Origin of the sequence: Embleya sp. NPDC059237, from assembly GCF_042754105.1 — a bacterium.
GTDB lineage: Bacteria > Actinomycetota > Actinomycetes > Streptomycetales > Streptomycetaceae > Embleya.
Map to the genome: position 1 here is coordinate 248,509 of NZ_JBHZAE010000007.1, position 25,819 is coordinate 274,327.

The following is a 25,819-nucleotide window of genomic DNA, read 5'->3' on the forward strand; positions in this document are numbered from 1 at the left end:
GCAGCATCTTGCGGACACCTTCCGAAACTTGTCAAACCGCAGGTGAGGGCGGGTTCGACCGGCTATCGGCAAGCATCAAGCCTGCCAAAGCTTTCTAATTGACAAGATTTGGAAAGCTTCGCAAAATGAAGGCATGAAGAAGACGCAGGCCGTCCTGGCCGACGGTCGCGAGATCGTCTACTACGACACGCGGGACGAGGGGGTTCGCGCCGCCGTCGACACGCGCGACCTCGCCCCCGTGGTCAGCGGCTCCGAGATGCGCTACGACCGACTCCTCGACGAGTGGGTCGTGGTCGCCTCGCACCGGCAGACCCGGACCCACCTGCCCGCCGCCGACGCGTGTCCGCTGTGTCCGTCCACGCCCGAGCGGGCCACCGAGGTGCCCGAGGCCGATTACGAGGTCGTGGTCTTCGAGAACCGCTTCCCGTCGATGTCCGGCGGCGGCGCCGAGCGCGAACCGCTCGCGCCGGGGTGGGCCGACGACCCGTTCCCGCGCCGGCCGTCGGGCGGGCGCTGCGAGGTGATGTGCTTCACCCCCGAGCACGACGCCTCGTTCAAGGACCTCACCCCCGAGCGGGCCCGCCTGGTGCTCGACGCGTGGACCGACCGCACCGCCGAGTTGTCCGCGCTGCCCGGCGTGGAGCAGGTGTACTGCTTCGAGAACCGGGGCCGGGAGATCGGCGTCACGCTGCCGCACTCGCACGGACAGATCTACGCCTACCCGTTCGTCACCCCGCGTACGGCCGCCATGATCGCCTCCACCGCCGCGCATCGGCACCGCACCGGCCGCAACCTGTTCGAGGACGTGGTCGCCGCCGAGCGCGCCGACGGGGCCCGGATCGTCGCGGAGAACGTGCACTGGACGGCGTTCGTCCCGGCCGCCGCGCGCTGGCCGTACGAGGTGCACCTGTACCCGAACCGGCGCGTGCCCGACCTGCTCGCCCTGGACGAGGACGCGCGCGCCGCGTTCGGCGGGATGTACCTGGACCTGCTGCGCCGCTTCGACCGCCTCTTCGACGGCGAGCCCGCGCCGTACATCGCCGCGTGGCAGCAGGCGCCGGTGCGCTCCGGGCGGGTCGACTTCGCGCTGCACCTGGAGCTTTTCTCGATCCGCCGGGCGCCGGGCAAGCTGAAGTACCTTGCCGGAAGCGAATCGGGGATGGGCGTGTTCATCAGCGACGTACCGCCGGAGACGGCGGCGGCGCGACTGCGGGAGGTCGGCGAATGAGGCTCATGGTCACCGGCGGCGCGGGCTACGTGGGCAGCGTGGTCGCCGCCCACCTGGTCGAGGCCGGGCACGACGTGGTGGTGCTCGACGACCTGTCCACGGGGCATCGCGACGCGGTGCCGGAGAAGGCGGAGTTCGTCCGGGGCCGGGTCCAGGACGCCGCCGGGCACCTCGACGCCTCCTTCGACGCGGTCCTGCACTTCGCCGCCTCGTCCCTGGTCGGCGAGTCGGTCACGCACCCGGGGAAGTATTGGCACAACAACGTCGGCGGCTCGCTCGCGCTGCTCGACGCGCTGCGCACGCACGGGATCGACCGCTTCGTGTTCTCCTCCACCGCGGCGGTCTACGGCGCCCCGGAGGTGTCGCCGATCACCGAGGACGCGCCGAGTGCGCCGACGAACCCCTACGGCGCCTCGAAGGCGGCGGTCGATCAGCTGATCGCGTCGTATTGCGGCGCCTACGGCCTGCGCGCGGTGAGCCTGCGCTACTTCAACGTGGCGGGCGCGTACGGGCGTTACGGGGAGCGGCACACCACCGAAACCCACCTGATCCCGCTGGCGCTCCAGGTACCGCACGGCACGCGCGGCTCGGTCGCGCTGTACGGCACCGACTACCCGACGCCCGACGGTACTTGTGTGCGCGACTACATCCACGTCGCCGACCTGGCCGACGCGCACCTGCTCGCGCTGGACGCCACCGCCGAGGGCGGCGCGGCGAGCGGACACCTGGTGTGCAACCTCGGGAACGGAACCGGCTTCTCGGTCCGCGACGTGGTGGACGCGGTACGGGTGGTCACCGGCTGCGCGGTGCCCACGCACGAAGCGCCGCGCCGGGCGGGCGATCCGCCGGTACTGGTCGCCTCCGCCGACCGGGCGCGCGAACTGCTCGGCTGGCGGCCCACACGCACCTCCCTGGAGGACATCGTGGCGGACGCGTGGTCCTTCCTGCGCGAGGGTGAGGCCGGTCGGTGAGCGAGTTCGTCGTCGAGGGGGTCTGGGCGGCCCCGGGTCGGGTCAATGTGATCGGCGAACACACCGACTACAACAACGGGTTCGTGCTGCCGATCGCGATCCCGCACACCGCGCGCGCGTTCGTCGGCCGGCGTGCCGACGGCCGGCTGCGACTCGCGTCCACCCACGCCGGGAGCGAATCGGTCGACCTCGCGGTCGCCGACCTGGCACCCGGCGCGCTGTCCGGGTGGACGGCGTATCCGGCGGGCGTGGTGTGGGCGATGCGGGCGGCCGGGTACGACATCGGCGGCGCGGACATCCGGATCGACAGCGACGTGCCGGTGGGGGCGGGCCTGTCCTCGTCGGCGGCGCTGTCCTGCGCGGTCGCGCTCGCCTTCGACGACCTGTACGAACTGGGACTGGACCGGGTCGAGTTGGCCCGGATCGCGCAGCGCGTGGAGACCGACTTCGTCGGCGTGCCGGTGGGCATGCTGGACCAGATGGCCTCGCTCGGCTGCGTCGAGGGCCACGCGTACTTCCTGGACTGCCGCGACCTGACGGGCACCCACGTCCCGTTCGACTGCGCGGGCGCGGGCCTGCGCCTGCTCGTCGTCGACACCCGGGCCCGGCACGCGCTGGTGGACGGCGGGTACGCGGAGCGCCGCGCCTCGTGCGAGGAGGCGGCGGCGCTGCTCGGCGTGCCGTCGCTGCGCGAGGTGACCGACCCGGACGCGGCCCTCGCCGCACTGCCCGACGGCCCGCTGCGCCGCCGGGTGCGCCACGTGCTCACCGAGAACGAGCGCGTGCTGCGTGTGGTCGAGGCCCTGCGCAACGGCGATGTCCGGGCGATCGGCCCGGAGTTGACCGCGTCGCATGCGTCGATGCGCGACGACTACACGATCTCGTGCCCCGAACTGGACACGGCGGTCGACACCGCCCTCGCCGAAGGTGCCCTCGGCGCCAGGCTGGTCGGCGGCGGCTTCGGCGGCTCGGCGATCGCCCTGGTCGACGAGACCCGCTGCGCCGAGGTGACAACGGCGATCGAGAAGGCCTTCGCGGCCCACTCTTTCACGCCCCCACGCTTCTTCCAGGCAGTCCCCTCGGCAGGAGCCCGCCGAGAACGCTGACCAACGGCTACACGGCGCGGGCGGCCATCCGACCTCGGTCGAGTGGCCGCCGGCCGTCGGTGACGCCATCCCACCGACGGAAACGCCGCCCACCGGGCGCACCCGCCGGCGCACGTTCTGTCACCGCACGCCGACTACCGGTCGCCCGTAGCGCGGTGCGAACCTGGGCGGCTCTCCGTCCCCGCTGAGCGAGCCAGGCGACGAAGTCGTGGGTGCCGCCCGCAGAGTCGGTCCGGATCAGCGTCCGGCGCCCACGCCGGTACTTCTTCGGCAGCTGGGCCAAGGCCAGTTGAGCGGCGGTGATGTGGTCGGTGGCCGTGTTCGATCCCGCGTTGCCTGGTCTGAGCAGGGCCGCGACCGGTTCACCCGTGCCGCCCGGTCCGTGGTCGACGAATCCCATCAGCGGGTGGTGGCCGTAGGTTCGCTTCCACGTGGGGGCGGTGTCCTATCGTTCCAAGACTCCGCACCGCACCGACCGCTTCAGGTGACACGAAAGATTGGCCAGCCGATCTCGGTGCGCCATGCAGCGGGATCGCTTGTGTCACGAGGGCCGACAACGTACACCTCCCGCACCGGCCCGGCCACCGACATCGCGTTCTCCACCACCCAGGTCCCGAGTTCGCCGTACGTGACCTCGATGTCGTCGTGCTCGCCGATGTGGGTGGTGACGGCCAGTTCCGCGGCCGGCAGAGTCATGGGGTGCACGCGTCCGGTGCGAGGTGGTGCAGCGGTCGGCAGGTAGACGACCGCGTGACCGCGCTCCTGCTCGAAAAGGGCGTTGTCGTAGCTGCCGCCCGGCGGTCCGGTCACGGTGGCGCCGACGGCCGCCTCCAATTCGGCCATCGCGCCTGCGTACCAGGTCGCGATGTCGCCATGCCCGACTACGGCCTCTACGGCCGCGACCGTCCGGGCGGGCTCTGCACGCAGCTCGACGTCGATCGGCGCGGGGTCGGGCCGGAGCAGGCGGCGCAGCGACACGACCGCGGCCCGGGTGCGGTCGAGTGCGTCCTCGAGGCGTTGCAGGTGGTCTGTGACCAGGGCCGCGCGGACACCGGGGTCGGGGGTCCGCAGGATCTGCTGCACATCGCTCAGGGGGACGTCGAGCTCGCGGAGCCGGTGGATGACCTGCGCGGTCGGGATCTGGTCGACGCGGTAGTAGCGGTAACCGGTGGTCTCGTCCACCACGGCAGGTTCCAGCAGGGCCGCCTCGTGATACCGGCGCAGGGTCCGGACGCTCAAGTGGGTCAGCCGCGAGAACTCCCCGATGGTCAACATCCCGTCACTCTAAACACTCCCCCTGGGGGAGAGTCCAAGGCTTGACCCTCCCGCGCCGTGAGGTCACACGGTGGGCTCATGACACAGCACACCGATCTCCCGTCCGATCTGCTCCCGGCCACCGTGCGCGAGTTCTTCGCCGCCCACGTCGTCCGCGACGCCGACACCGCCTCGTCGCTCCTCGCCGAGGATGCGGTGATCGTCGACCAGGACGAGACCTTCCGCGGCCGAGAGGAGACCTACGCGTTCCTGCGGGACGCCGGGTCCGAGTTCGAGTACACGACCGAGCAGATCGGCGCTCACCGCGTCGATGACGCCCACTGGGTGGTGACCGTGCGGCTCGAGGGCACCTTCCCGGGGGGCGTCGCCGAGCTCGACTACCGGTTCGCGTTGCGGAACGGCCTCGTCGCCGAGCTCGTCATCGCCAACCACCCAGCTTGACCGAATCCGCACCACCTCGATCTTCAGTGGAGAGAAGAATGTCTGGTTCGGATCGCGATCGTCTCGACGGTCGACGGGCGCTGGTCACGGGCGGTTCGAAGGGCTCGGGCAAGGCCGTCGTAGCGAGACTGCGAGAGATGGGTGCCGACGTGTGGACCACGGCGCGCACGATGCCCGGCGGCTACGAGCGCCCCGACCGATTCATCGAGGCGGACACTTCCACGGTGGGCGGTGTAGAAGTTGTGGTGTCCAAGATCTCTGAGAAAGGTGCGCTGGACATCCTGGTGCACGTTGTCGGAGGGTCGTCAACCCCGCCTGGCGGGTTCGCGGCAGCGACTGAGGAGCATTGGCTGGCGGAACTCAACCTGAACTTCTTGGGAGCTGTCCGACTGGATCGAGCGCTGCTGCCGGCAATGGCGGAGGCCGGATCAGGAGTAGTTGTCCACGTCACGTCGATCCAGCGTCAGATGCCGTTGCACGACGCGACGTTGCCGTACGCGTCAGCGAAGGGTGCGTTGCGTACGTACAGCAAGGGTCTTGCGAACGAAATGGCGCCACGAGGAGTGCGAGTAAACGCTGTCAGCCCCGGGGGGATTCGGACCGGAGCGTATGAGGGCTTCATCGACCAGCTCGCCGAGGGCAACGGACTGACCCGCGAGCAGGCGAAGCAGAAGCTGATGGATTCCCTCGGAGGGGTTCCACTCGGAAGGTTCGCAACGACGGAAGAGGTTGCGGACCTGGTCGGCTTCCTTGTCTCGGACCGAGCCTCATCCATTGTGGGCGCGGAGTACGTCATTGACGGCGGCACTGTCCGAACCGTCTGAGCAAGGCACCGGCTCCGAATAGCCACTCGCGAACAGCTCGATCCGACGGCGGAACCCCCTCCTTCGCAAGGAGAACTCTCAGACGCTGCTGAAACCCCGAGAAGCGCGTCGATGACGCCATCTCCGCGCTTCGGACGCTTGCCCGGTCGCCAAGATGGCGCCGCGCGGCTTGAAACGGACCGGACGCTACCAGTTCACGTGTCGAGCGCTCTGACTGGCGAGCAGACCGATGGCGCACTCGCCTTCATGGACGGTCTCATCGAGCCCGACCACGGCAACGTCCCGCACATCCACACCAAAGAGGATGAGGCCTTCTACTGTCTCGCCGAGTGGCTGAATGCAGGGGGTGCCGCCCGCGCAGGTGGCGGCGGGGGCAGGGGACAGCATTGCTGTTCTGCTCGCCGTCTACGCTCTGTGCATCTCTGGACACGAAACGGATCTGCATAAGCGAATCGAGGCGGCGCTCACGCTGCCCTGACGGACTTCGTCGCGTATTCAACGTGGCTACCCGTAGAAAGCCGGTGACAGACGGAGACAGGTGGAGACAGGCGGAGAGAGCCGGACCTCCGCCGATTCACTCGGTGGGCGTCCGGCCCTTCGTCATGTCTGGGCGAGACGTGCTGTGACCTGCACGGACGCCGCCCGGGGGTGCGGGCGGCGGACGGCGGCGTGGCTGTGCCCCCGGCAGGACTCGAACCTGCGACCAAGTGCTTAGAAGGCACCTGCTCTGTCCACTGAGCTACGAGGGCTGGGCGAATCAGGATCTTGCACCGGATCCGGTCGCGGCACAACAGAATAGGGCCGTGTGCATGCCTCACCGGCGTTCCGGCGGTCACCGTTACCTGATCAGACGCAGTTGGCGGCCAGAATGTGATCAGGGAAGGGCCGAAACGGACAGCGGGAGGCGCAGTGGGTCCCATCAGGACTGTACTTGTCGGATACGGCGTGGGGGGTTCGGCCTTCCACGCGCCGGTCCTGGCGGCCGTCGAGGGGCTGGAACTCGCCGCCGTGGTGACCGGGAATCCGGCTCGGCAGGACGAGGTGCGGGCGCGGTATCCGCGGGCCGAGGTGATCGGGACGACCGACGAGATGTTCGCTCGCGCGGGTGACTTCGACCTCGTGGTGATCACCGTGCCGAACCGGTTCCATGCGCCGCTGGCCACCCGGGCGCTGGAGGCCGGGTTGCACGTGGTCGTCGACAAGCCGTTCGCGGGCACCTTCGCGGAGGGGCAGGCGCTGTGCGAGACCGCGGTGCGGTGCGAGCGGCGGCTCGGGGTGTACCAGAACCGGCGGTTCGACGGTGATTTCCGGACCGTGCGGCGCCTCGTCGAAGAGGGGCGGCTCGGCGACGTGTACCGGTTCGAGTCGCGGTTCGAGCGGTGGCGGCCGCAGGTGCGTACCTCGGGCTGGAAGGAGCAGGCCGACCCGGCGGCGCTCGGCGGGATCCTGTACGACCTCGGCACCCACCTGATCGACCAGGCCGTGTCGCTGTTCGGGCGGCCCACGCACGTGTACGCCGAACTGGACACGCGGCGGGACGGGGCGGTCGTGGACGACGACAGCTTCGTGGCGCTCACCCACGAGGGTGGGGTGCGCTCGCACCTGTGGATGAGCGCGGCGGCGGCCGATCTCGGGCCGCGATTTCGGGTGCTCGGGTCGAAGGCGTCGTATGTGAAGTTCGGGATGGATCCGCAGGAGGAGTTGTTGCGGGGCGGGAGTGCGGCGGTGGGTACGCCCGGGTGGGGGACAGAGCCGGAGAGTGCGTGGGGCAGGCTCGGTACGCCCGGCGACACCGTGCCGGTGGAGACCGAACCGGGCGCCTACCAGGACTACTACGCCATGTTCGCGGCGACGGTGCGTGAGGAGAGCGGGCCGCCGGTGCCGCTGTCGGAGGCGCTCACCGTGATCGAGGTGATCGAGGCGGCGCAGCGGTCCTCCGCCGATGGGGCGACCGTGGTGTTGCCGACCAAGTGAGCGTCGCGATGCCGACTGCGTGGCGGTGTGGTGCCGGTGGAGGAGCGACGTGACGCCGACGGATGGCCGGTGTCATGCCGACCACGTGGCCGGCGTGGTGTCGACGGGCCGCCGGCGTGACGCCGGCGGACGGCCCGCGTGATGCCGACCGGGTGACCCCTGTGGGGTAGTGCCGACCGCACGTTGGGAATGTGGATAATTCGGGCATTGGGCGCCCGTGGTGATCATGGGAAGCGACACCCTGTCCGCAGCCATCGCCGACCTGCGCGATCGGGTTGTGGCGACGTGCTTCCCACTCGACCTGCCCGGTGCCGTGCAGGCGCGGCTGGCCCGTCGCGAGTTGATCGAACAGCTCGACGACTACGTGCTGCCGCGCCTCGCGGTGCCGCGTGCGCCGTTGCTCGCGGTGGTCGGCGGTTCCACCGGGGCGGGCCGGTCCACGCTGGTGAACGCGCTGGTCGGGCGGGCGCTCACGGAGGTCGGTTCGGTACGGCCGACCACGCGCGTGCCGGTCCTGGTCTGCCGATCCCGGGACCGGCACTGGTTCGCCGCGGACACCGCCATCGAACTGCGCCTGGACGAGCGGGTGCCGCCCGGGCTGGCGCTGCTCGACGTGCCCGACATCGACTCGGTATCCGCCGACAACCGCCGGGTCGCGGTGCGCCTGCTCGGCGCCGCCGACCTGTGGGTGTTCGTCACGTCCGCGGCGCGGTACGCGGACGCCGCGCCGTGGCATCTGCTTCGGCTCGCGCGGGATCGGAACACGCGACTTGCGATCGTGCTGAACCGGGTGCCGGCGGAGCCGGCGGACCTGCTCCGGGCCGACTTCGTGCGGTTGTTGCGGCAGGCCGGGCTCGGCGATGTACCGCTGTACCCGGTCGTCGAGGTCGAGCCGGGGGCCGGGCTGCCCGAGCGCAATGTGGTGCCGATTCGTACCTGGCTCGCCGAGCGCGGCGCCGATCCGGACGCGCGGGCCGCCGTGGTGCGGCGCACGCTCGGCGGGTTGTTGCACAGCCTGGACCGGCGGGTGCCGCCGTTGGCGCAGGCTGTGGAGCGGCAGTACGAGGCGGCGGGACGTACGCGCGACTGTGTGGATCGGGCCTATGCGGCGACGGCGCGGTGGGCGTTGCGGGCGCTGGACGACGGCTCGTTGGTGCGCGGGGCGGCGGGCGTTCGGTGGCATGAGGGGGACGCGGACGGGGCGGCGGGAGCGGTTCGGGAGGGCCTGGACGCGCTGTTGGCGGACGCGTTCGCGCGGGGGGCCGAGCGTGCGTCGGGGTGTGTGCCGTACGACGGGGCGCCTCGGCTTCGGCCCGGCCCCGTGGTCTGGCCCGGTGCGGGGGAACAGCTCGCGCTGATCGCGGCGGTGGGCGGTCCGGGGATGGGGCCGGGCATCGGGCGCGATGCGGCGGGGCTGCTCGGGACCCGGATCGGGGCCGAGTCGGCGGCGCGGTTGATCCTGGACGTCCGTCGGGGCCTGCGCGCCGAGCTCGCGGCGGCGCTGGACGCGGAACGGGGACGGCGGGTGGCGGCGGTGGCGGTGGTGCCGGGACGGGCCGACGTCGGGTTGATCGAGGCGCTGGATCTGGTGCGGAGGAGCGCGTGAGGGGCGGCGCCGCGGCGTCGATCGGGGCGGCTGGGCGTGGGCGCCGGGTCGGGCGAGCCGCCGGCGTGGTTCGGCCGGGCCGATGACGGCGGGTGGGGAGTACCTCGATCGGTTCGCCGTGCGCCGGGCCCGGCACGTGAGCGAGACGGAGGAATCGGCCCGGCCGGCGGCGCGGTCGGCCGCGTTGGACCGGGCGGTGCGGCTGGCCCGGGACCGGCTTCCCGGAGCCGAACTCGCCGCCGCCGAGGACCTGCTCGGGCATGCCGAGACGCGGCTCGCCACGGCCGGGCGGCACACCGTGGTGGCGCTCGCGGGGGCCACCGGTGGGGGGAAGTCGTCGCTGTTCAATGTGCTTACGGGGTTGCGCCTGGCGGATACCGGGGTGCGTCGGCCGACGACCCGGACCACGCTCGCGTGCGCGTGGGATCCCGACGGGGCGGCGCCGCTGCTCGATCTGCTCGGGATCGAGCCGGGGTGTCGGGTGGCGCGGCACGGGGTGTTGGACGCGTGGCACGGTGGTGGGGCGGAGCCCGCGCACGGCCGCCACGGCTCGCAGGGCGCTCGGCGCGGCGGCGGGATGCCCGCCGGGTTGATTCTGCTCGACCTGCCGGACCACGACTCGATCGACCTCGCGCACCGGGCGGAGGTGGACGCGTTGGTGGCGGTCGCGGATTACATCGTGTGGGTACTCGATCCGCAGAAGTATGCCGACGCGCTCCTGCACGACCGCTATCTCCGGGTGCTCCGACACCACGCGCACTGCATGACGGTCGTGCTCAACCACGCGGACCGGTTGCCCGTCGGGGATCTCGCGGCGTGTCTGACCGATGTCCGGGCGTTGCTCGCGGCCGACGGGCTCGCCGAGGTGCGGGTGTTGGCGACCTCGCCGGAGACCGGGCTTGGGATCGCCGAGCTGCGCCGGGTGGTGGCCGGTGTGTCGGGGAGCGGCGAGGCGTCGGTGGCTCGGCTGAGCGCGGATCTGGACGCGTTGACCGAGCGGCTGGAGCCGTACTTCGCCGGCGTGGTGCCGGGCGTGGAGGTGTTCGCCGCGGCGGATCGGGACGTGCTGGTGGGCGATTTGTGCGATGCGGCCGGGGTGGGCGTGGTGGCGGCGGCCGAGGGGGAGCGGGTACGGACCGCGCGGGCGTCGTTGTGGCGTCGGGCGCGGCGGCCGGTGGCGCGGGTCGAGCCGGTGCAGGTACATCGGGCCGAGCAGGCGATCCGGCGGGCCGGGGCGACGCTGAGTCGGGGGATGCCGGCGGTGTGGGTGGGCGGGGTGCATCGGGCGTTGGCCGAGGGGTTGCGGGTGTTGCCGGACGAGGTGGACGCGGCGCTGGTCGGGGCCGTGCCGAAGGCGCCGCCGCCGACTCGGGGGGCGCGGGTGGCGGCGGGTGCGTGGTGGGTCGGGGTGGTCGCGATGATCGCCGGGCTGCTCGGGATCGGGTTGGCGGCGACGGGGGTGCCGGTGGCGCGGTGGCTCGGGCTTCCGGTGGCGGCGTGGGCGGCGTTCGCGGGACTGGTGGTGGGGGCCTCGGGGGCGTGGTGCGGGTGGCGGGTGGCGGTGGGTGCGGCGGGGCGGCGGGTGGCGGCGGTGGAGGCCGCGTTGCGGGCGCGGGTGGCGGATGTGGCGGATCGGGTGGTGGTGGGGCCGGGGGAGGCGGAGGTGGTGCGGTATCGGGAGGCGTGCGCGGAGTTCGTGGCTGCGCGGGAGGGGGTCGGGCGGGTGGGTGGTCACCCACGTGAGTGACGCGTCGTTGTCCACAGGCGCCGAGTTGTCCACACCCCGTCCTGGTCCCCGGCCTCCCCACCGCCGCATGCCGCATCGTCGAGTGCGGACGGCGATGTCGCGGTGCACGCCGGTGACCCAGGGAGGCAAGCGTGGACACGTACGTGACGGTGGTCGGCAATGCCGCGAGCGAGGTCCGGGTGCAGATGACCCAGGCCGGTGTGCCGCTCGCGCGGTTTCGGATGGCGGTGTCGCCGCGGCGCTTCGACCGGGACAGCGGCCAGTGGGTGTCGGGGGACGCGTCCTTCTACACGATCGCGTGCTTTCGTGCGCTGGCCGAGAACGTGACGAGTTCGATCGACAAGGGCGACCCGCTCGTGGTCACCGGGCGGCTGCGGGTGCGCGAGTGGGAGCGGGAGGGACGGTGGTTGACGGTCACCGAGATCGACGCCTCCTCGGTGGGACACGACCTCGCCCGAGGGGTCGCGGAGTTCCGCCGGGTGGCCCGACCGGCCCGACTGGCGCTCGTGGCGGATGACGTCGCGGCCGGAGCGACGGTCGACCAGGGCGTCCTCGCGATCGGGATGGGGAGCAGTCCCGAACGCGAAGAGGAGGCGGCATGAATTGATGCACGACATGGCCGCATGTTCGGGAAAGCCATTCATTGGCGATAGCCGAGATAATTCCGGTCGGTTTTCGGGACGAATCTGAAACAGAATTGTGACGACCGCGCCGTCGGTACAATGCATATCGAAACGGGCCAATCGCCGCAATCGAGGCAACCGACACGGCGGTGAGGTCGGAAAGCGTCGGAACGTGGGGGTGAATACGCCCGAGGCAAGGTATTGATCACCAAAAGACCGTTTCGCACGGTTGTGCACCTTGAAAAATCAATAGTGAGCAAGATCGCCCTGATCAGCGGCTATGCGGCTTGCCGACCGCAATGAGCTGCTATTCCCGCCGAGGACTTGTCGACTCGGCGATATTCGAATTACCTTCCTCGAGTCGGATCTTCTCCCGAGGTAAAGAACGTGAAACAAATTGCTACCCCGGGTCGCGGGGGGTGGCCCACCGGCTCATACCATTCAACGGTTCTTTACTCGCGCCGTGCTCGGGGGAACGATGCGCCGCGCGAGATTCGGCATACATTTTTCGAGGGGACCACCACATGTTCCGTACACCGGGACGGACGGCCACCCGCCTGTCGGCCATGGTCGTGGCGACGGGCCTGGCGGCGGCCGGCGTGATCGGTTTCGCGGGTGCGGCCAACGCGGAGGGCGCCAAGGGCGTCTATCAGGGCGGCGATGTCGGTGCGGACATCTTCCTGAAGGGCAAGGATGGCGCCCAGCGAGCGTCGATCCTGAAGCTCCAGGTGGACGGAAAGATCCTCCGCACCTACTGCATCGACTTCCACACCAAGGTGTACGACGGCGCGAAGTACGACGAGTCGAACTGGAAGGAGACGTCCTTCGGGACCAAGGCCGACAAGGCCAAGGTCAAGTGGGTCCTGCTCAACTCCTTCCCGACCGTCGACCTGGCCAACGTTCGTACGACGATCAAGAGCCCGGAGCTGACCGAGGGTGAGGCCGCGGCTGCCACGCAGGCCGCCATCTGGCACTTCACCGACGGCCAGAACCTGGACGAGGGCAACAAGAAGAACGACGCCGACGTCGTCAAGCTGTACAAGTACCTGGTCGGCGACGCCAACAAGGGCGACGTCACCGAACCGCCCGTCTCGCTCTCGCTCAACCCGGGCGAGAAGACCGGCAAGATCACCGACAAGCCCGGCATCGGCCCGTTCGAGGTCAAGACCAACGCCGAGGGCAAGTCGATCAACGCGAAGCTCACCGCGGGTGACACCGACGGCAAGCCCGTACTGGTGGACGCCGACGGCAAGCCGGTCACCAAGGTCGGCAACGGCGACAAGCTCTACGTGAACCCCGCGGGTGCCACCAAGGAAGGCAGCCAGACCTTCGAGGTCTCCGGCGAGTCGACCGTGCAGGCCGGTCGGGTCTTCCAGGGCGTCAACACCAACGGGACGACCAGCCAGCTGCTGATCGTCGCGGACAAGCAGAAGGTGCAGGCCTCGGACCACGCGGTCGCCAAGTGGGGCAAGCCCGGCAAGGGCCCGCTCCCGGAGATCAACGCCACCAAGGACTGCGTGGCGGGCGGCGTGAAGGTCACCGTGAAGAACAACGGTGACGAGTCGTACAAGTTCAAGCTCGACGGCAAGGAAACCACCGTCGAGGCGGGCAAGTCGTACGACCAGGTCGTGAAGGTCCAGGAGGACCAGGCGTACAAGATCACGATCGTGGGCCCCGACGGCAAGACCGCCAAGGAGTTCACCGGCACCCTCGACTGCGAGACCGCCGGCACCACGGGCGGCGGCACCACCGGTGGCACCACCGGCGGAACCCCGGCCCCGGTGAACCCGAAGGGCCCGGACCTCGCCGAGACCGGTAGCGACGGCAGCAACACCCCCGCGATCCTGGGCGGCGCCGGTGCGCTCGTCCTCGCGGGTGGCGGCCTCGTCTTCTTCATGCGTCGTCGCAAGGGCTCGACCGGCGCCACCGCCTGACAGCCGAACCGCCACACATAACACCACCCCCAAGGACCGGGCCCCGCCGCACCCAACCGCGCCGGGGCCCGCCCCCTTGCCACACCCCGACCACCGACCCGCACACACACCAAGCCCAAGCCCCCAGGGCCACCCGCAGATCCGAGCCGGCCCCAAGCCGCCACCGCACACCAAGCCGCTCGCAGCGGGGCGGGTCCAAGAGCCGGCCGGGATCGGGCACGGACCCGAGCCGGCCCCGAACGCCAAGCGGCCGTAGCCCGCCGGCGGGTGGCGGCCCGAAGTCGACTGCCAAGCCGCCGGCAGCGGGGCGGGGTCGAGAGCCGGCCGGGATCGGGCACGGACCCGAGCCGGCCCCGAACGCCAAGCGGCCCAGGTCGGTCGCCGACCCGAGCGGCAGCCAAGCAGCCAGCGGTCGGAGCCAGGCCCGAGGCCACGAAGCGCGGACCGATCGTGGCGGCCTGACACGGAACCGGGCCGAAGCCGAGCACCCACCGCCAGGGAAGCCCGGCATCGGCCGGTTCGTTCCGAGCACGAGGTCGAGCCAAAGCCAAACATCGAGCAGGTCACAGCCCGAAGCCGCGTATCGGGCGGGCAGAGTCCGTTGCGGAGCCGACCCCGAGCGCCGAGTCGGTCGCGGCCGTGTCGGCCCGGGTTGGGCACGGCGTCGGGCCGACCGCCGAGCCGGTCGTTGTCGGGCGGCGCCGAGCCGAGGCCGAGGGTCGAGCGGGTTGGGGTCGGGATCGGAGTCGAGTCTGCGCCGGGCATCGGATCGGTCCAAGCCGCGCGTCGAGCCGCGTCGAAGGTAGGTGCCGAGCCAGGTCCCGATCCGACGCCCGTCGAGGCCGAACCGCGCGCTCGGCCAAGTCGAAGCCGACAGCGCCAAGCACGGCCCGCTACAAGTCCGGTTGAGCCACTGCACATGCGGCACCTGAACCAAGCAACCAGCCCGTCCGGCGCTTGAGGACAAGCGGGCCGCAGGCCGGTCCACCCTCGGTCGGCCCGGGGCTGCCCGACGTGCCCGGCCCGGACAGGACCGGGATCCGGCCCCCTTGGGCATCCGTGCGTTCGAGGGCCGGGGGTGCCGCGGGCCGGGTAACTCTCGCCGGGCCGTGTGCGGCCGGCATGTCCGACTCGGGAGTGCCTCGATCCGCGCCCATCGGGCACGGGTGCGGGCCGCCGGCCCTCGGTGGGCCGGGCTTGCCCTGGATGCCCGGGTCGGGCAGGCTGCCGGTGCCGTGCCCACCGGGGAGGGCGCGCCGGGCCGCCCGGGCCGGGCGGCCCATATCCCGCGCCCACCGGGCACCCATGCACGGGCACTGTCCGCCAGACCATAGGCTTGGACGCATGGCTGAGTACATCTACACCATGCGCAAGGCGCGTAAAGCGCACGGCGACAAGGTGATCCTCGACGACGTGACGCTCAGCTTCCTGCCGGGAGCCAAGATCGGCGTCGTCGGCCCGAACGGCGCGGGTAAGTCGACCGTTCTGAAGATCATGGCCGGGCTGGAACAGCCCTCCAACGGCGACGCGTTTCTGTCCCCCGGCTACACCGTCGGAATCCTGCTCCAAGAGCCTCCGCTCGACGAGACCAAGACCGTTCTGGAGAACGTCCAGGACGGCGTCAAGGAGATCAAGGGCAAGCTGGACCGGTTCAACGCCATCGCCGAGGAGATGGCCACGAACTACACCGACGAGCTGATGGCGGAGATGGGCGAGCTGCAGGACCAGCTCGACCACGCGAACGCCTGGGAACTCGACTCGCAGCTCGAACAGGCCATGGACGCGCTGGGCTGCCCGCCCGGCGACTGGCCGATCGTGAACCTCTCCGGTGGCGAGAAGCGCCGCGTGGCGCTGTGCAAGCTGCTCCTCGAAGCCCCCGACCTGCTGCTCCTCGACGAGCCGACCAACCACCTCGACGCGGAGAGCGTCCAGTGGCTGGAACAGCACCTGGAGAAGTACGCGGGCACCGTCGTCGCGGTCACCCACGACCGGTACTTCCTGAACAACGTCGCCCAGTGGATCTGCGAGGTCGACCGCGGTCGCCTGCACCCCTACGAGGGCAACTACTCCACCTACCTGGACACCAAGGCCACCCGCCTGAAGGTCGAAGGGCAGAAGGACGCCAAGCGGCAGAAGCGGCTCAAGGACGAGCTCGAGTGGGTCCGCTCCAACGCGAAGGGCCGGCAGGCCAAGAGCAAGGCGCGACTGGCCCGCTACGAGGAGATGGCCGCCGAGGCGGACAAGATGCGGAAGCTGGACTTCGAGGAGATCCAGATCCCGCCGGGTCCGCGCCTGGGCAGCGTCGTCATCGAGGTCGAGCACCTCAGCAAGGCGTTCGACGAGAAGCTGCTGATGGACGACCTGTCCTTCACGCTGCCGCGCAACGGCATCGTCGGCATCATCGGTCCGAACGGCGCGGGCAAGACCACGCTGTTCAAGATGCTGATCGACGCCGAGACGCCCGACACCGGCAACATCAAGGTCGGCGAGACCGTCAAGGTCTCCTACGTCGACCAGTCGCGCGGCGGCCTGGACCCGAAGAAGAACCTGTGGGAGGTCGTCTCCGACGGCCTGGACTACATCAAGGTCGGCAACGTCGAGGTCCCGTCCCGGGCCTACGTCAGCGCCTTCGGCTTCAAGGGTCCGGACCAGCAGAAGCCCACCGGGGTGCTCTCCGGCGGTGAGCGCAACCGGCTCAACCTGGCGCTGACGCTCAAGCAGGGCGGCAACCTGCTGCTGCTCGACGAACCGACCAACGACCTCGACGTCGAGACCCTGTCCAGCCTGGAGAACGCGCTCCTGGAGTTCCCGGGCTGCGCCGTGGTCGTCTCGCACGACCGCTGGTTCCTGGACCGGGTCGCCACGCACATCCTCGCCTACGAGGGTGATTCGAAGTGGTTCTGGTTCGAGGGCAACTTCGAGTCGTACGAGAAGAACAAGGTCGAGCGCCTGGGCGCCGACGCGGCCCGGCCGCATCGCGCGACCTACAAGAAGCTCAAGCGCAACTGATCCACCCGATCGGTTCGGGCGGCCGACGGCCTGTCGCATGTCCCCATGCGGCAGGCCGTCGGCGACACCGGGCCGGACCGGTCGGTCGGCAATCACAGAGAAGAGGCTGGGCACGTGGCCAGGCACATCTATCACGCGGCGGTTCGGTGGTCCGACATGGACGCCTACCGGCACGTCAACAATGTGCAATACCTCCGCTATCTGGAGGAGGCGCGCGTGGACATGATGTTCACCCTCGGGCAGCGCGAGGGGGCCAAGACGCTCTCCGAGGGCGTGGTGATCGCCCGCCACGAGATCGACTACAAACGCCCGCTGGTGTGGCGCGCCGAACCGGTGCGGGTGGAGACCTGGGTGACCCGGATCGGGGCCGCCCGATTCACCCTGGCCTACGAGATCAGGGACGACGAGCAGGTGTACGCCACGGCGCTGTCCGTGCTCGTGCCCTATTCGCTGGTCGAGCAGCGTCCCCGGCGGCTGACCGAGGAGGAACGGGCCTACCTGGACCGCTTCCTCGAACCGCAGGACGAGTCGGCGGGGCGGTCGGCCCGCGCATGACCGTGCTGCGACTCGCCGACCCGGCCGCCGCTGCGGACCTGGGCGGCTACCTGAGCCGACTGCTGCGCTACGACCGCGGCGCGGTGGTGCGGATACGGGCCGAGGCGATGGTGCTCGGTACGTTCGGGCATCCGCCGTTCGGCGCCGCCTCCTCGGGCGTGATCACGCTGCGGGCGAGCGAATTGGCCGAACCCGCGACGGTGGACGCGACCGTGTCCGCCGGACAACTCCTCGACGCGATCGCGGACGACGCGAGTGTGTCGCTTCCCCCGTCGGTGACCGGCCCGGGGTGGGCCGGCCTGCTGCCGCCGCGCACCGGGTGGGAACACGTCGCCGACCTCGCGGTGCCCGACCTGGCCCGCGAAGTGGCCGCCGGCGTCGCCGAGTTCCGGGCCAGGACCGAGCCGGGCATGCCGCGTGCCGAGTTCGAGCGGGTCGCGGCCGGGATCTGGACCCGACCGATGGCCGGCCGACTGCCGCTGCGGGCCGCGCACGCCGCGCAGTCCTTCGGCTTCCTGGGCCCGCCGGATGCCGACGCCCGGGCCGCGGTGTTGCGCACCGGCGCCTGGCTGCGCCTGGAGGCCCGCTACGGCTCGGTATCGGTCCGGCGCGAGGACGCCCCGGGCCTGCTGTTCACCCGCTGACCGCCCCCGAGACAACGCCGCCCGCGTCGAGCCGCCGAGGTCGACTCGTCGGAGGCGAGGTTGTGGTCAGGCGAGGGCCGACCACCACACCGCGGTGTTCGGCGGGAGGGTCAGGTCGCCGGTCCCGGTGTGCTCCACCGGTCCCGAGGCCAGCAGCAGCGGGCCGGTCACGGGGACGCGGGCCGGGGCCTTGCCCATGTTCACCGCGCAGCCGAAGCCGGGGACGCGGGTGAAGGCCAGTATGTCCGGCGGGAGTTCGTCCTCGGCCCAGGTCAGGCCGCGGCCGGCCGCGCGGGCGCCGAGGGCCGGGTGGGTCCGGCGGATGCGCAGCGCGGTGCGGCACAGCGCGAGGGTGGAGTCCGGGTCGTGCCGCTGGGCCGCGACGGTCAGCTCCGCCCAGGAGGCGGGCTGGGGCAACCAGGCGGTCTCCCCCGAGGTGAAGTCGAACGGCGCCGCCTCGCCCGCCCACGGGAGCGGCACCCGGCACCCGTCCCGGCCCGGCACCCGACCGCCCGAGTGCGCGAACACCGGGTCCCGACGCAGCTCGTCGGGCAGGTCCTCGACCTCGGGCAGGCCCAACTCGTCGCCCTGGTACAGGTAGGCCGCGCCGGGCAGGGCGAGTTCGAGCAGCAACGCCGCCCGGGCCCGGGCAAGGCCGAGGGCTCCGCCGCCGAATCGGGTCACCGGCCGCACCACGTCGTGGTTGGCCAGTACCCACGCCGGCGCCGCGCCCACCGCGGCGGTGGCGGCCAGCGCGTCGTCGATCGCCGCGCGCAGCCGGACCGGGTCCCAACCGGCGAGGAGGAAGGGGAAGTCGAACGCCTGGTGCAGCTCGCCGGGTCGCAGGTAGGCGGCCGACCGCTGGGCCCGGGGCAGCCACACCTCGGCCACCGCGATCCGCCCGCGCCGCCCGCCGCCGGTGTCCACGTCGGCGTACGAGTCGAGCAGCCGACGCCACGTGCGGTAGACGTCGTGCACCTCGGGCTGGTCCCAGTACGGCAGCCGATGCCGCAGCCGACCCTCCCACCCCTGCGGCACGCCCGGCGGCACGTCCGGCAGGCCGAGTGCCTTGACCAGACCGTGCGCGACGTCGATCCGGAAGCCGTCCACGCCGCGGTCCAGCCAGAAGCGCAGGATTGACAGATACTCGCAACGCACTTCGAGGTTGCGCCAGTTCAGGTCGGGCTGCGCCGGTGAGTACAGGTGCAGATACCACTGGCCCGGACGGCCGTCGGCCTCGGTGATCCGGGTCCACGCGGGGCCGCCGAACTGGGACAGCCAGTTGTTCGGCGGCTCGTCCCCGCCCGTGCCCCGGCCGTCGCGGAAGAGGTAGCGGGAGCGCTCGACCGAACCCGGGGGCGAGGCGAGTGCGGTGGCGAACCACGCGCTGTCCCGAGAGGTGTGGTTCGGGACCACGTCCACCAGGACCGCCAGCCCGAGTTCGTGTGCCCGCGCGAACACCCGGTCCGCGTCGGCGAGGGTGCCGAACAGGGGGTCCACGTCGCGCGGATCGGCGACGTCGTAGCCGGCGTCGACCATCGGCGACCGATAGAAGGGGCTCAGCCAGATCGCGTCGACACCCAGGTCCCGGAGGTACGGCAGGCGGGCGAAGAGCCCGGGCAGATCGCCGACCCCGTCCCCGTCGCCGTCCGCGAAGCTGCGCGGATAGACCTGGTAGAAGACCGCGTCGTGCCACCACCCACGTACCATCGGCCGCCTCCGTCGGATCGCTCCCGGTGTGGCTGTCGCCCCGTCCCGCCCGCCGTCGGTCGCCGGGTCAGTCGAGCCGGTTGACCATCGACTGCGCGGCGTAGACCAGGTATTCCCAGAGGGTGTTCTCCTGCGCGGTCGGCAGCGCGATCTCGTCGACCGCCGCGCGCATGTGCCGCAACCACGCGTCGCGCGCCTCCTCGGTCACGGCGAACGGCGCGTGTCGCATCCGCAGCCGCGGGTGGCCGCGTTGTTCGCTGTAGGTGCGCGGGCCGCCCCAGTATTGGACGAGGAACATCCGCAGCCGGTCCTCGGCTCCGTCCAGGTCCTCCTCCGGATACATCGGACGCAGCAGGGGATCCTCGCGCACACCCTGATAGAAGCGGTGCACGAGTTTGGCGAACGTCTCCTCGCCGCCCACGGCTTCGTAGAGACTCGGTTCCGGCGCCGGCATCTGGGTCACCGCTCCATCCTCTCAGATGGGCCCGCGAGCCGGAGGCCCCCGGACGGGACCTAACGCTCCGCGGCGCGGGCGATGCCCCGGCGCATGCCGCCGAAGACGATGCCGTGGAAAGGGAACACGGCCCACCAGTACGCGTGCCCGAGCAGTCCCCGGGGATGGAACAGCGCACGCTGGCGGTAGTGCGTGGTGCCGTCGTGGTCCGTGACGCTGAACTCCAGCCAGGCCAGGCCCGGCAGACGCATCTCGGCGCGCAGGCGGAGCAGCCGGCCCGGCACCACCTCCTCCACCCGCCAGAAGTCGAGCGAGTCGCCGACCCGGAGCCGGTGCGGATCACGGCGTCCCCGGCGCAGTCCGACGCCGCCCACGATCCGGTCCAGGGCGCCGCGCACCGACCAGGCGAGCGGCCACGAGTACCAGCCGTTGCCGCCGCCGATGCCCTCGATCACCCGCCATACCGCCGCCGGGGACGCGGCCGGCTCCGCCTCGCGGACGTCCTCGTACAGCGAGCCGCCGGACCAGTCCGGATCGGTGGGCAGCGGATCGCTGGGCGCCCCGGCGGTGGCCGCCGAGGACCAGCGGGTGGCCACGTCGGCGTCGCGGATCCGGGCCAGCGCCAGTTCGAGGGCCCGGTCGAAGCCGATCAGGCCCTCCGGCGGGTCGGGGACGTAGCGGGCGATGTCGTGCTCGTGGCAGACCACCTCGCTGCGCAGCGACTCCACCAGCGGTCGGGCCAGGGCGCCGGGTACGGGGGTGATCAGGCCCACCCAATGGCTGGACAACCAGGGCGAGAGCATCGGCACCGGCAACACCCGGCGGCGGCGCAGTCCGGCCACGGCCGCGTAGCGCTGCATCATCTGCTCGTAGGTGAGCACGTCCGGGCCGCCGATGTCGAAGGCGCGGTTCACGTCCGGGGGCAGCGTGGCGCAGCCGACCAGGTAGCGCAGTACGTCGCGAACGGCGATCGGCTGGATCCGGGAGGTGACCCAGCGCGGGGTGACCATCACCGGCAGCCGCTCGGTCAGGTAGCGCAACATCTCGAAGGACGCCGAGCCCGAGCCGATGATCACCGCCGCGCGCAGCACGACGGTAGGCACCGCGCCGGCGAGCAGGATCTCGCCCACCTCGGCGCGCGAACGCAGGTGCGGAGAGGAGTCGCGGGCCGCGGAACCGGCGGCCGGGCCCAGGCCGCCGAGGTAGACGAGCCGGCCCACGCCCGCGTCCTCGGCCGCCTCGGCGAACACGCGCGCGCTGTCGCGGTCGGTGTCGGCGAAGCGCGGTCCGCTGCCGAGCGCGTGGATCAGGTAGTAGGCCACGTCCACGCCGTCGAGGGCGCGGCGCACCGCGGCCGGGTCGAGCGCGTCGGCGCGCACGATCTCCACCCGGTCCGCCCACGGGTGGTCGCGCAGCTTGGCCGGGGTCCGGGCCATGCAGCGCACCCGATGACCGGCGGCGAGCAGCTCGGTCACCAGCCGGCCGCCCAGATAGCCGGTGGATCCGGTGACCAGGCACAGGGGAGCGTTCACCCGACCCAGTCTCGGCGACGCGGCAGCCACAACGGCCGGAGACGCGCCACGGGTAGCCCGAATGGTCCCGCGCGCCCGCACCCCGCGAGCCGCAGACGCCCGGCCCGCCCCTGCCCCCGCCGGCGCGGCGGCAAGCTCTCCGGCGACGCCCGGCACGAGAACGCCCGGCCCGACCCGAGGCAACCCAGACCAAGCGGCGTCGCGGGCATGGGGGCGGAGCCCGCCCAGGACACGGGTGGGGTCGGGCACGCGGCGCCGGGACCAGGGCGCCCCAGGCGCCTGCGGCGTCGGCGGCACGGGCGGCCGGGTTCACTCACACGGGGGCCAGGGCACGCGGCGCCGGGATCAGGGCGCCCCGGGGGTCTGCGGCGTCGCCGGCACGGGTGGCGGTCCCGCCCACAACCTGGGTGGGACCCGGGCAGGCGGGGCCAGGATCGGAGGCGGCCCGGGGCCTGCGCCGGCGCCGGTACGGGCGGCCGGGTTCACCCACGACACGGGTGGTGGACCCGAGCCGGCGAGGCCAGGATCAGGGCGCCCCGGAGCCCGCAATGTCGGCGGCACGGGTGGGCGGCCGGGTTCACCCACGACACGGGTGGTGGACCCGGGCCGGCGGGGTCGGGGTCAGGGTGCCCCCGGGGCCTGCGGCGTGGGGGGTGTGGGCGGCGGGTTGACCGGGACCGGGGCCGGTTCGGCCTGGGGGGCCGGGGCGCCCGGGTCCTCGGTGGGGGGTGTGGCGCTGGCGATCGGTTCGCTGATGCGGATGCCCGCGTCGTCGAACGCGCGCTTGACCCGACCCCGCAACTCGCGCGCGACCGGCAGTTCCTGGCCCGGCATGGTCTTGATCTGCACCTGGAGCACCACCGCGTCGGCCGTCACCGCCTCCATCCCGACCACCGTCGCCGAGCCCCAGACCCGCTCGTTCCACGGCTCCACGTCGGCCAGCGCCTCTGCGGTGGAGGTGATCACCGCGCGGACCTTGTCCACGTCCTCGTGGTAGCCGACCTGCACGTCCACCTTGGCGGTGCCCCAACCCTGGCTCTTGTTGCCGATCCGCTTGATCTCGCCGTTGCGGATGTACCAGACGGTGCCGTCCACGTCGCGCAGCTTGGTGATTCGCAGGCCCACCTCCACCACCGTGCCGGTGGCCGGACCGGCGTCGACCAGGTCGCCCACGCCGTACTGGTCCTCCAGGATCATGAACATCCCGGACAGGAAGTCGGTCACCAGGTTGCGCGCACCGAAGCCGAGCGCGATGCCGGCGATGCCCGCGCTGGCGAGGAGCGGCGCGAGGTTGACCTTGAACTCGCCGAGCACCATCAGCCCGGCGATGCCCAGGATCACGAACGACGCGGTGCTGCGCAGCACCGAGCCCACCGTCTCGGCGCGCTGGCGGCGGCGCTCGGCGTTGAGCAGGAAGCCGGTGACCGGCCGCCCGCTGCTGTCCGTACCGCTGTTGGCCATCCGGCCGACCAGCTGGGTGATCAGCTTTCGGGTCACCGCCCGCAGGATCAGCGCGACCAGGATGATCACGAGGATCCGGATCGGCGTCACCACGAGGGACTCGCCGTGCCGATCGAACCACGACGACACCTTGCCGTTGCCTGCGGCGGCGTCGAGGGACAACTGGACTCCGGGGACGAGCGCGGACACGTACGAGACCTTTCGGACGACGAGCGGGGGACGATCTCCCCGCGACCGGGGACCCGCGTCCCACAGTAGTCACGAGGCCGAGGGCACTCGTGCGTTACCTCTCCTTCGCGCCTTTCGTCGTTGATCACCGTTATGTCACCGATCCCCACCTTCGTCGATCTTGTACCCGAGGCCGTGCCCGAGCCCGGACCCGGCCGGCACGGACCCGGCGGCCGACGCGGACCCGGGCCCGTCCGGGTGGAGGCCGGTGTGCGCGGCCAGGAAGGAGAGTGTGTCCGCGGTCAGTTCGACCGTGCGGGTGACCGAGCGGGCCGCGTGACCCACCTCGGCCTCGGCCCGCAGCAGCACCGGGCGCCCGCTCGTGGTCGCGTGTTGCAGGGCCGCGCACATCTTGCGCGCGTGCAGCGGATCCACCCGGCTGTCCCCGTCGAACACGGTGAACAGCACCGCCGGATACGCCACGCCCGGACGCACGTGGTGATAGGGCGAGTAGCCCAGCAGCCAGTGCAGTTCCTCCGCCACCTCGGCGGTGCCGTACTCGTCGGACCACAACCGTCCCAGGCCGAAGCGCTCGTAGCGGACCATGTCGAGCAGCGGCATCGAGCAGGCCACGGCCGCGTACAACTCGGGCCGCTGGGTGAGCGCGGCGCCGACGAGCAGGCCGCCGTTGGAGCCGCCGGACGCGGCGAGCCGGTCGGGCGTCGTCCACCCGCGGGCGACCAGGTGCTCCGCGGCGGCGTGGAAGTCGTCGAACACGTGTTGCTTGTGCCCCCGCATGCCCGCTCGATGCCACTGCTCGCCCTCCTCGCCGCCGCCGCGCAGGTTGGCGATCGCGTACACCCCGCCCGCCTCCACCCAGGCGAGCACACCCGCCGAGTAGGCGGGGCCGAGCGAGATGCCGAAGCCGCCGTACCCGTAGAGCACGGTGGGCCGGGGGCGGTCCGGTTCGGCGGTCGGCGCGATCACGAACATGCGCACGGTGGTGCCGTCGGCCGAGCAGTACGTCTCCTGGCGCACGTGTACATCGGGCAGCGTCGCGGTACCGGGCGCGGTGGCCCAGGTGTCGATCGCCCCGGTACGCGCGTCGTAGCGCAACACCGCCGACGGGGCGGTGTAGTCCGACCAGCCGAACCACGCCTCGTGTCCGCCCTCGGGGTGTTCGGCGAGGCCGCCGATGGATCCGGGTGAGCCGCCGGGCATGCTCGGGCGGGCCGACAATTGCCCGTCCGCCAGGTCGTACGCGGCCAGTTCGCCCACCGCGTGCCGGGTCCGACCGACCAGCAGGGTCGGTCGGGGCGCCTGCGGTCCGTCCAGGATCGCGAAGCCCGTCAGCACCGCGTCCGGCTCCTCGGCGACCAGATCGCGCCAGCCCTCGGGCCCGGGCGCCGCCGGATCGGCCACGCACAGCCGGCCGCGCGGCGCGTCCAGGTCGGTGAGCACGTACAGCCGCCCGTCGCGACCCACCCGCACCCCGGTGAGCGCGTCCAGTCCCACGGTCACCGGCCGCAGTACCGGCCGCTCCGGCGGACCCGCGTGCAGATCGGCCAGCCACAGGTCGTTGCGCGGCGCGGTGCCCGATGAGGAGGACACGCTCAGCCAGCGGCCGTCCCGGCTGACCCCGACGCCGAAGTAGGTGCCCGGATCGGTGCCCGCGCCGAACACCTCCACATCCTCGGCCGGTTCCGTGCCGATCCGGTGCAGGTACACCCGGCGGTGGTGCTGCTCCTCACCCTCGGGCACCGCCTCCGGCGGCAGTCGGCGTACCAGGTAACACGCCTCGCCGCCGGGGAGCCAGGCGATCGAGGTGTCCCGCATCCGGTCGATCGGGCCCTCGATCCGGGTGCCGTCGGCGACGTCGAGCACGTACAGGCGCGACTCCTCGTCCCCGCCCGTGGAGAGCAGATACGCCAGCCGGTCGCCCTCGTCGGAGGGCACCCATTGGTCGAGCGTGGTGGTGCCGCCCGGGTCGATCGCGATCGGATCCACCAGCTCCCGCTCGCTCCCGTCCGGCTCGACCACGAACAACACGCCGTGCTCGCGCCCCGGGTCGCGGCGGACCAGGAAGTGCCGCCCGCCGCGCCAACAGGGCAGCCCCATCGACCCGGTGGCGAGCAGTTCGTCCAGGCGCGCCCGCAGCCGATCGCGTCCGGCCAGATGGTCCACATGGGCGTGGAACCACTCGTCCTGCGCGGCCGACCAGGCGCGGGTGGCCGGCGCGTCCGGGTCCTCCAGGGCACGATAGGGATCCGGCACGGGGCGGCCGAACAGCACGTCGACCGTGTCGCCACGGGCGGCGGCGGGCGCGCGGGGGGTCTCGTGGGGGGCGTGTTCCGCGGGCTGCACAGAGCGCGTCATGGGCGCACCCTAGACGCCCGAGCCCGTCGCGCGTTCGGGCGATGCGGACGGTCACCGAGCCACCACGCGCGGCCACTCGTGCAGGTGAACGCTATGTGACCTTGTCGATTCCTGGTAGCGCGTGGGGTATCCCGCCATGGACACTGGAGGCCGATCGTCCCCGGCGCGAGCCACGCGCTGT

19 protein-coding genes, 1 tRNA gene and 1 pseudogene are annotated in these 25,819 nt (G+C 71.8%); 13 read left to right on the forward strand and 8 right to left on the reverse strand.

Features of this window, described 5'->3' with window-relative positions:
- Nucleotides 1-133: 133 nt before the first annotated feature.
- The 3 genes from galT to galK are packed head-to-tail and all read left to right on the forward strand — an operon-like array spanning nt 134 to nt 3,305.
- Nucleotides 134-1,228: a galactose-1-phosphate uridylyltransferase gene (galT, locus tag ACFXKZ_RS23385; protein ID WP_380002880.1), complete on the forward strand. Its 1,095-nt coding sequence runs from the start codon at nt 134-136 to the stop codon at nt 1,226-1,228.
- Between the two features lie 5 nt (nt 1,229-1,233).
- Complete coding sequence (gene galE, locus ACFXKZ_RS23390; protein ID WP_380003148.1) at nt 1,234-2,199, forward strand: UDP-glucose 4-epimerase GalE; 966 nt, start codon at nt 1,234-1,236, stop codon at nt 2,197-2,199.
- The gene (galK, locus tag ACFXKZ_RS23395; RefSeq protein ID WP_380002881.1) at nt 2,196-3,305 is read left to right on the forward strand and encodes a galactokinase; all 1,110 of its coding nucleotides are present in this window, start codon (nt 2,196-2,198) and stop codon (nt 3,303-3,305) included. The genes galE and galK overlap by 4 nt, the downstream gene beginning before the upstream one ends.
- Before the next feature lie 181 nt (nt 3,306-3,486).
- On the opposite strand, the pseudogene ACFXKZ_RS23400 reads toward galK, so the two are convergent.
- Both ACFXKZ_RS23400 and ACFXKZ_RS23405 read right to left on the reverse strand, forming a co-directional pair.
- Nucleotides 3,487-3,750, reverse strand: a pseudogene (locus ACFXKZ_RS23400) (transposase); the annotation flags it as partial.
- A gap of 35 nt (nt 3,751-3,785) precedes the next feature.
- Nucleotides 3,786-4,580 (reverse strand): MerR family transcriptional regulator, encoded by a 795-nt coding sequence (locus ACFXKZ_RS23405; protein WP_380002882.1) that lies wholly within the window; start codon nt 4,578-4,580, stop codon nt 3,786-3,788.
- Between the two features lie 78 nt (nt 4,581-4,658).
- On the opposite strand from ACFXKZ_RS23405, the gene ACFXKZ_RS23410 reads away from it, so the two are divergent.
- Nucleotides 4,659-5,021 (forward strand): nuclear transport factor 2 family protein, encoded by a 363-nt coding sequence (locus ACFXKZ_RS23410; RefSeq protein WP_380002883.1) that lies wholly within the window; start codon nt 4,659-4,661, stop codon nt 5,019-5,021.
- A gap of 38 nt (nt 5,022-5,059) precedes the next feature.
- A complete protein-coding gene (locus tag ACFXKZ_RS23415) occupies nt 5,060-5,845 on the forward strand; it encodes an SDR family oxidoreductase (protein WP_380002884.1) in 786 nt (261 codons plus the stop codon).
- 676 nt (nt 5,846-6,521) lie between these two features.
- Here the strand turns inward: ACFXKZ_RS23415 and ACFXKZ_RS23420 are convergent.
- A tRNA-Arg gene (locus ACFXKZ_RS23420) sits at nt 6,522-6,594 on the reverse strand.
- Nucleotides 6,595-6,754: 160 nt separating this feature from the next.
- On the opposite strand from ACFXKZ_RS23420, the gene ACFXKZ_RS23425 reads away from it, so the two are divergent.
- The 8 genes from ACFXKZ_RS23425 (at nt 6,755) to ACFXKZ_RS23460 (ending at nt 17,937) form a co-directional block, all read left to right on the forward strand.
- Nucleotides 6,755-7,819 (forward strand): Gfo/Idh/MocA family oxidoreductase, encoded by a 1,065-nt coding sequence (locus ACFXKZ_RS23425; RefSeq protein ID WP_380002885.1) that lies wholly within the window; start codon nt 6,755-6,757, stop codon nt 7,817-7,819.
- Between the two features lie 226 nt (nt 7,820-8,045).
- Entirely contained in the window at nt 8,046-9,425 is a 1,380-nt protein-coding gene (locus ACFXKZ_RS23430) for a GTPase (protein ID WP_380002886.1), read from the forward strand.
- An 82-nt stretch (nt 9,426-9,507) separates the two neighbouring features.
- On the forward strand, nt 9,508-11,172 hold the full coding sequence (locus ACFXKZ_RS23435) for a GTPase (protein ID WP_380002887.1): 1,665 nt from the start codon (nt 9,508-9,510) through the stop codon (nt 11,170-11,172).
- Between the two features lie 131 nt (nt 11,173-11,303).
- A complete protein-coding gene (ssb, locus tag ACFXKZ_RS23440; protein WP_380002888.1) occupies nt 11,304-11,774 on the forward strand; it encodes a single-stranded DNA-binding protein in 471 nt (156 codons plus the stop codon).
- Between the two features lie 545 nt (nt 11,775-12,319).
- A complete protein-coding gene (locus tag ACFXKZ_RS23445; protein ID WP_380002889.1) occupies nt 12,320-13,729 on the forward strand; it encodes a Cys-Gln thioester bond-forming surface protein in 1,410 nt (469 codons plus the stop codon).
- Between the two features lie 1,344 nt (nt 13,730-15,073).
- The gene (ettA, locus tag ACFXKZ_RS23450) at nt 15,074-16,738 is read left to right on the forward strand and encodes an energy-dependent translational throttle protein EttA (protein ID WP_380002890.1); all 1,665 of its coding nucleotides are present in this window, start codon (nt 15,074-15,076) and stop codon (nt 16,736-16,738) included.
- 114 nt (nt 16,739-16,852) lie between these two features.
- Nucleotides 16,853-17,293, forward strand: a complete 441-nt coding sequence (locus tag ACFXKZ_RS23455; RefSeq protein ID WP_380002891.1) for an acyl-CoA thioesterase — start codon at nt 16,853-16,855, stop codon at nt 17,291-17,293.
- Entirely contained in the window at nt 17,290-17,937 is a 648-nt protein-coding gene (locus ACFXKZ_RS23460) for a hypothetical protein (RefSeq protein ID WP_380002892.1), read from the forward strand. Before ACFXKZ_RS23455 ends, ACFXKZ_RS23460 begins: the two co-directional genes overlap by 4 nt.
- A gap of 66 nt (nt 17,938-18,003) precedes the next feature.
- On the opposite strand, the gene ACFXKZ_RS23465 is transcribed toward ACFXKZ_RS23460, so the two are convergent.
- The 5 genes from ACFXKZ_RS23465 to ACFXKZ_RS23485 all read right to left on the reverse strand — a co-directional run bounded on the left by ACFXKZ_RS23465 (nt 18,004) and on the right by ACFXKZ_RS23485 (nt 25,638).
- On the reverse strand, nt 18,004-19,647 hold the full coding sequence (locus ACFXKZ_RS23465; protein ID WP_380002893.1) for a glycoside hydrolase family 13 protein: 1,644 nt from the start codon (nt 19,645-19,647) through the stop codon (nt 18,004-18,006).
- 67 nt (nt 19,648-19,714) lie between these two features.
- Entirely contained in the window at nt 19,715-20,101 is a 387-nt protein-coding gene (locus tag ACFXKZ_RS23470; RefSeq protein WP_380003149.1) for a globin, read from the reverse strand.
- Nucleotides 20,102-20,160: 59 nt separating this feature from the next.
- Entirely contained in the window at nt 20,161-21,633 is a 1,473-nt protein-coding gene (locus ACFXKZ_RS23475; RefSeq protein WP_380002894.1) for an SDR family oxidoreductase, read from the reverse strand.
- Between the two features lie 621 nt (nt 21,634-22,254).
- Nucleotides 22,255-23,283, reverse strand: coding sequence for a mechanosensitive ion channel family protein (locus ACFXKZ_RS23480; RefSeq protein WP_380002895.1), 1,029 nt, complete (start codon nt 23,281-23,283; stop codon nt 22,255-22,257).
- A gap of 135 nt (nt 23,284-23,418) precedes the next feature.
- Nucleotides 23,419-25,638, reverse strand: a complete 2,220-nt coding sequence (locus ACFXKZ_RS23485) for a prolyl oligopeptidase family protein (RefSeq protein WP_380002896.1) — start codon at nt 25,636-25,638, stop codon at nt 23,419-23,421.
- Between the last annotated feature and the right edge of the window lie 181 nt (nt 25,639-25,819).

Bases quoted from the DNA above. Each gene is read 5' to 3' on its own strand.
- ACFXKZ_RS23410 (WP_380002883.1), top strand. From the start codon at position 4,659: ATGACACAGCACACCGATCTCCCGTCCGATCTGCTCCCGGCCACCGTG.
- ACFXKZ_RS23430 (WP_380002886.1), top strand. From the start codon at position 8,046: ATGGGAAGCGACACCCTGTCCGCAGCCATCGCCGACCTGCGCGATCGG.
- ettA (WP_380002890.1), top strand. From the start codon at position 15,074: ATGGCTGAGTACATCTACACCATGCGCAAGGCGCGTAAAGCGCACGGC.
- ACFXKZ_RS23415 (WP_380002884.1), top strand. From the start codon at position 5,060: ATGTCTGGTTCGGATCGCGATCGTCTCGACGGTCGACGGGCGCTGGTC.
- galE (WP_380003148.1), top strand. From the start codon at position 1,234: ATGGTCACCGGCGGCGCGGGCTACGTGGGCAGCGTGGTCGCCGCCCAC.
- ACFXKZ_RS23445 (WP_380002889.1), top strand. From the start codon at position 12,320: ATGTTCCGTACACCGGGACGGACGGCCACCCGCCTGTCGGCCATGGTC.
- galT (WP_380002880.1), top strand. From the start codon at position 134: ATGAAGAAGACGCAGGCCGTCCTGGCCGACGGTCGCGAGATCGTCTAC.
- ACFXKZ_RS23460 (WP_380002892.1), top strand. From the start codon at position 17,290: ATGACCGTGCTGCGACTCGCCGACCCGGCCGCCGCTGCGGACCTGGGC.
- ACFXKZ_RS23465 (WP_380002893.1), bottom strand. From the start codon at position 19,647: ATGGTACGTGGGTGGTGGCACGACGCGGTCTTCTACCAGGTCTATCCG.
- ACFXKZ_RS23485 (WP_380002896.1), bottom strand. From the start codon at position 25,638: ATGACGCGCTCTGTGCAGCCCGCGGAACACGCCCCCCACGAGACCCCC.
- ACFXKZ_RS23405 (WP_380002882.1), bottom strand. From the start codon at position 4,580: ATGTTGACCATCGGGGAGTTCTCGCGGCTGACCCACTTGAGCGTCCGG.
- ACFXKZ_RS23470 (WP_380003149.1), bottom strand. From the start codon at position 20,101: ATGCCGGCGCCGGAACCGAGTCTCTACGAAGCCGTGGGCGGCGAGGAG.
- ACFXKZ_RS23435 (WP_380002887.1), top strand. From the start codon at position 9,508: ATGACGGCGGGTGGGGAGTACCTCGATCGGTTCGCCGTGCGCCGGGCC.